A 5,000-nucleotide genomic window follows, 5' to 3' on the forward strand; every position below is an offset into this window, starting at 1 on the left:
GTAAAATTAATATCATTGAAAACCAGCGTTGTACTAGAATGTTTGTTTAAAATTTTGTAATATATTTGTGGTTTCGGAAAAAGTTCCTACTTTTGCAACCGCTTTAAGAGAGCAGCGCAGGAGCCCGGTGGGACTTGATTGAGGAGGTTTGAGACGTAGCGATATGTTTTAAATATTTTAAAAAAAGTCTTGCAGGATAGGAAAGGAAAACATATCTTTGCAGACCGAAATCGAGAGAGATGGGTAGCGCAGGAGATCAGTTAGAGAATATACCAAGATGACTTTCGGGTTATGAAAAGAAACTTTAAAAAAGTTTTGGTAGTTTGGAAAAAACTTTTTACTTTTGCACTCGCAAATCGGGAACAATGACAGAACAAGATTCCTGAGGAAGCGAACAGAACGCAGTTCATTGACATAACATATAACAACCAAATTAAGAAAAACCAAAGCGTCAATTTTATAATTGAGTTTGAGTATAGGGACGAACAAACATACAATGGAGAGTTTGATCCTGGCTCAGGATGAACGCTAGCGGGAGGCCTAACACATGCAAGCCGAGCGGTATTCGTCCTTCGGGACGGAGAGAGCGGCGTACGGGTGCGGAACACGTGTGCAACCTGCCTTTATCTGGGGGATAGCCTTTCGAAAGGAAGATTAATACCCCATAACATATGATACGGCATCGTATTATATTGAAAACTCCGGTGGATAGAGATGGGCACGCGCAAGATTAGATAGTTGGTGAGGTAACGGCTCACCAAGTCAGTGATCTTTAGGGGGCCTGAGAGGGTGATCCCCCACACTGGTACTGAGACACGGACCAGACTCCTACGGGAGGCAGCAGTGAGGAATATTGGACAATGGGTGAGAGCCTGATCCAGCCATCCCGCGTGAAGGACTAAGGCCCTATGGGTTGTAAACTTCTTTTATACTGGGATAAACCTACTTACGTGTAAGTAGTTGAAGGTACAGTATGAATAAGCACCGGCTAACTCCGTGCCAGCAGCCGCGGTAATACGGAGGGTGCAAGCGTTATCCGGATTTATTGGGTTTAAAGGGTCCGTAGGCGGATCCGTAAGTCAGTGGTGAAATCTCATAGCTTAACTATGAAACTGCCATTGATACTGCGGGTCTTGAGTGAGATTGAGGTAGCTGGAATAAGTAGTGTAGCGGTGAAATGCATAGATATTACTTAGAACACCAATTGCGAAGGCAGGTTACCAAGTCTTAACTGACGCTGAGGGACGAAAGCGTGGGGAGCGAACAGGATTAGATACCCTGGTAGTCCACGCCGTAAACGATGCTAACTCGTTTTTGGGGCCTTGCGCTTCAGAGACTAAGCGAAAGTGATAAGTTAGCCACCTGGGGAGTACGTTCGCAAGAATGAAACTCAAAGGAATTGACGGGGGCCCGCACAAGCGGTGGAGCATGTGGTTTAATTCGATGATACGCGAGGAACCTTACCAAGACTTAAATGGGAAATGACAGGTTTAGAAATAGACTTTTCTTCGGACATTTTTCAAGGTGCTGCATGGTTGTCGTCAGCTCGTGCCGTGAGGTGTTAGGTTAAGTCCTGCAACGAGCGCAACCCCTGTCACTAGTTGCTAACATTCAGTTGAGGACTCTAGTGAGACTGCCTACGCAAGTAGAGAGGAAGGTGGGGATGACGTCAAATCATCACGGCCCTTACGTCTTGGGCCACACACGTGCTACAATGGCCAGTACAGAGGGCAGCTACCAGGTGACTGGATGCGAATCTCGAAAGCTGGTCTCAGTTCGGATTGGAGTCTGCAACTCGACTCTATGAAGCTGGAATCGCTAGTAATCGCGCATCAGCCATGGCGCGGTGAATACGTTCCCGGGCCTTGTACACACCGCCCGTCAAGCCATGGAAGTCTGGGGTACCTGAAGTCGGTGACCGTAACAGGAGCTGCCTAGGGTAAAACAGGTAACTAGGGCTAAGTCGTAACAAGGTAGCCGTACCGGAAGGTGCGGCTGGAACATCTCATTTTAGAGCGTCTTATAGACGATAAACAAAATTAAGTTTTTATACTTGAAAAAGCTTTGGTTTTACTTTGGTTGCTTATATAACAATATACCCCTAAGGATTAGTATCAGGGATTAGAGATAATTAATGGTTATTAATTTATAATTGATAATTAATAATTAAAGAGAGTCTCGTAGCTCAGCTGGTTAGAGCGCTACACTGATAATGTAGAGGTCGGCAGTTCGAGCCTGCCCGAGACTACTAATTAAAGGATTAAGAGATTAAAAATATTAAAAGATTAAAAAATTAGCAATGTCTAATAGATAATCATTTGATCATTTAATTTTTGAATCTGACAACAGGGGGAATTAGCTCAGCTGGCTAGAGCGCCTGCCTTGCACGCAGGAGGTCAAGGGTTCGACTCCCTTATTCTCCACCAAGTTACAGAGATGTGACGAGAACAGAAGATTTTACATTTACGAAAGACGATATTTATGGACGTACGGGTCCGACATCATGATAATGTGCGCATTATGTGTTGTAAAGAGTTCGAGACTCTTATATATAGCTGTCTTACAACTTTGATTTAAAGGTTACAGATAGAGCCAAAAACAATATCTGTTCATCAAGGGTGTAGGAAGAAGAAAGATCATTGACATTAACGATAAGAACATCACAAAGAGAAAACCGAGTGCGATCTTGCACTTGAGTTTATAAGAATACCGCTTGGCAGCAATGCCGAGCAAAAAAATACTGAACTAATTAATAATTAGGAAAGAAATCGTTAAGGGCGTATGGCGGATGCCTAGGCTTTCAGAGGCGACGAAGGACGTGGTAAGCTGCGAAAAGCTGCGGGGATCGGCACACACGAATTGATCCGCAGATGTCCGAATGGGGCAACCCGGCTGGTTGAAGACCAGTCACCTCGCAAGAGGAGCAAACCCGGAGAACTGAAACATCTAAGTACCCGGAGGAAAAGAAATCGAAGAGATTCCGTAAGTAGCGGCGAGCGAAAGCGGATTAGCCCAAAAGTCTTTATATGTTTAATAGAACGTTCTGGAAAGAACGGCCATAGACGGTGATAGCCCGGTATATGAAAGGCATATTTGGATGATAAATGAGTAGGGCGGGACACGTGAAATCCTGTCTGAATATGGGGGGACCATCCTCCAAGGCTAAATACTCCTGAAAGACCGATAGTGAACTAGTACTGTGAAGGAAAGGTGAAAAGCACTTCGAATAGAAGGGTGAAATAGAACCTGAAACCGTACGCCTACAAGCGGTCGGAGCCCACAAGTTGGGTGACGGCGTGCCTTTTGCATAATGAGCCTACGAGTTAATTTTACTAGCGAGGTTAAGGACTTAAGGTCCGGAGCCGGAGCGAAAGCGAGTCTGAATAGGGCGCTTAGTTAGTAGGATTAGACGCGAAACCTTGTGATCTACCCATGGGCAGGTTGAAGCTTTGGTAACACAAAGTGGAGGACCGAACCGGTTGACGTTGAAAAGTCTTCGGATGACCTGTGGGTAGGGGTGAAAGGCCAATCAAACTGGGAGATAGCTCGTACTCCCCGAAATGCATTTAGGTGCAGCGTCGAGACAAGTTTATTAGAGGTAGAGCTACTGATTGGATGCGGGGGAGTCAAATCCTACCAATTCCTGACAAACTCCGAATGCTAATAAATGTTTCTCGGCAGTGAGGGCGCGGGTGCTAAGGTCCGTGTCCGAGAGGGAAAGAACCCAGACCAACAGCTAAGGTCCCAAAATATATGCTAAGTTGAAATAACGCGGTTGGACTGCATTGACAGCTAGGATGTTGGCTTGGAAGCAGCCATTCATTTAAAGAGTGCGTAACAGCTCACTAGTCGAGCGGTCCGGCATGGATAATAATCGGGCATAAGCATATTACCGAAGCTATGGATTTGTACTTTAGTGTACATCTGGTAGGGGAGCATTCTATTTGCGCCGAAGCAGTATCGTGAGGTATTGTGGAGCGGATAGAAAAGAAAATGTAGGCATAAGTAACGATAAAGCGGGCGAGAAACCCGCTCACCGAAAGACTAAGGATTCCTCAGCCATGCTAATCAGCTGAGGGTTAGTCGGGACCTAACGCGAACCCGAAAGGGGTAGTGGATGGACAATGGGTTAATATTCCCATACTTGCTCACACTAAAAAGGGGACGGAGTGCCGTACTTACTGGAGACTGACGGAATAGTCAAGACCTAGCCTTCGGGCGAAGTTGCTGTAAGGAAAGTGCTTCCAAGAAAAGCCGAAGTGAAGCAACCCGTACCATAAACCGACACAGGTAGTCGAGGAGAGAATCCTAAGGTGCTAGAGTGAATCATGGTTAAGGAACTAGGCAAAATAGTCTCGTAACTTCGGAAGAAGAGACGCCAGCAGCAATGCTGGCCGCAGTGAAGAGGCCCAGGCGACTGTTTATCAAAAACACAGGACTCTGCTAAATCGAAAGATGCTGTATAGGGTCTGACACCTGCCCGGTGCTGGAAGGTTAAGGAAGGGCGTTAGCAGCAATGCGAAGCGTTTGACTGAAGCCCCAGTAAACGGCGGCCGTAACTATAACGGTCCTAAGGTAGCGAAATTCCTTGTCGGGTAAGTTCCGACCTGCACGAATGGTGTAACGATCTGGGCACTGTCTCAACCATGAGCTCTGTGAAATTGTAGTCTCGGTGAAGATGCCGAGTACCCGCAATGGGACGAAAAGACCCTGTGAACCTTTACTATAACTTCGTATTGACTTTGAGTAAGTAATGTGTAGGATAGGTGGGAGACTTTGAAGCAGGCACGCTAGTGTTTGTGGAGTCAACGTTGAAATACCACCCTTTACTTACTTGGAGCCTAACTTCTTTTAGAAGGACATTGCGTGGTGGGTAGTTTGACTGGGGTGGTCGCCTCCAAAAGAGTAACGGAGGCTTTCAAAGGTACCCTCAGCACGCTTGGTAACCGTGCGTAGAGTGTAATGGCATAAGGGTGCTTGACTGTGAGACCTACAAGTCG

2 tRNA genes and 2 rRNA genes (1 of these 4 running past the window's edge) are annotated in these 5,000 nt (G+C 46.1%); all 4 read left to right on the forward strand.

Going from position 1 to position 5,000, the window contains the following annotated elements:
- The first annotated feature begins 493 nt into the window (after window positions 1-493).
- A 16S ribosomal RNA gene (locus AXA65_RS01775) occupies window positions 494-2,011 on the forward strand.
- A 163-nt stretch (window positions 2,012-2,174) separates the two neighbouring features.
- Window positions 2,175-2,248: transfer RNA gene (locus tag AXA65_RS01780), tRNA-Ile, on the forward strand.
- 101 nt (window positions 2,249-2,349) lie between these two features.
- Window positions 2,350-2,426 (forward strand) — tRNA-Ala (locus tag AXA65_RS01785).
- Between the two features lie 335 nt (window positions 2,427-2,761).
- A 23S ribosomal RNA gene (locus AXA65_RS01790) occupies window positions 2,762-5,000 on the forward strand (it continues 520 nt past the right edge of the window).
- The 16S and 23S rRNA genes sit together here with 2 tRNA genes alongside, the layout of an rRNA operon.

It is taken from the genome of Chryseobacterium sp. FP211-J200, assembly GCF_001643375.1.
In the GTDB taxonomy this organism is placed as follows: domain Bacteria; phylum Bacteroidota; class Bacteroidia; order Flavobacteriales; family Weeksellaceae; genus Epilithonimonas; species Epilithonimonas ginsengisoli.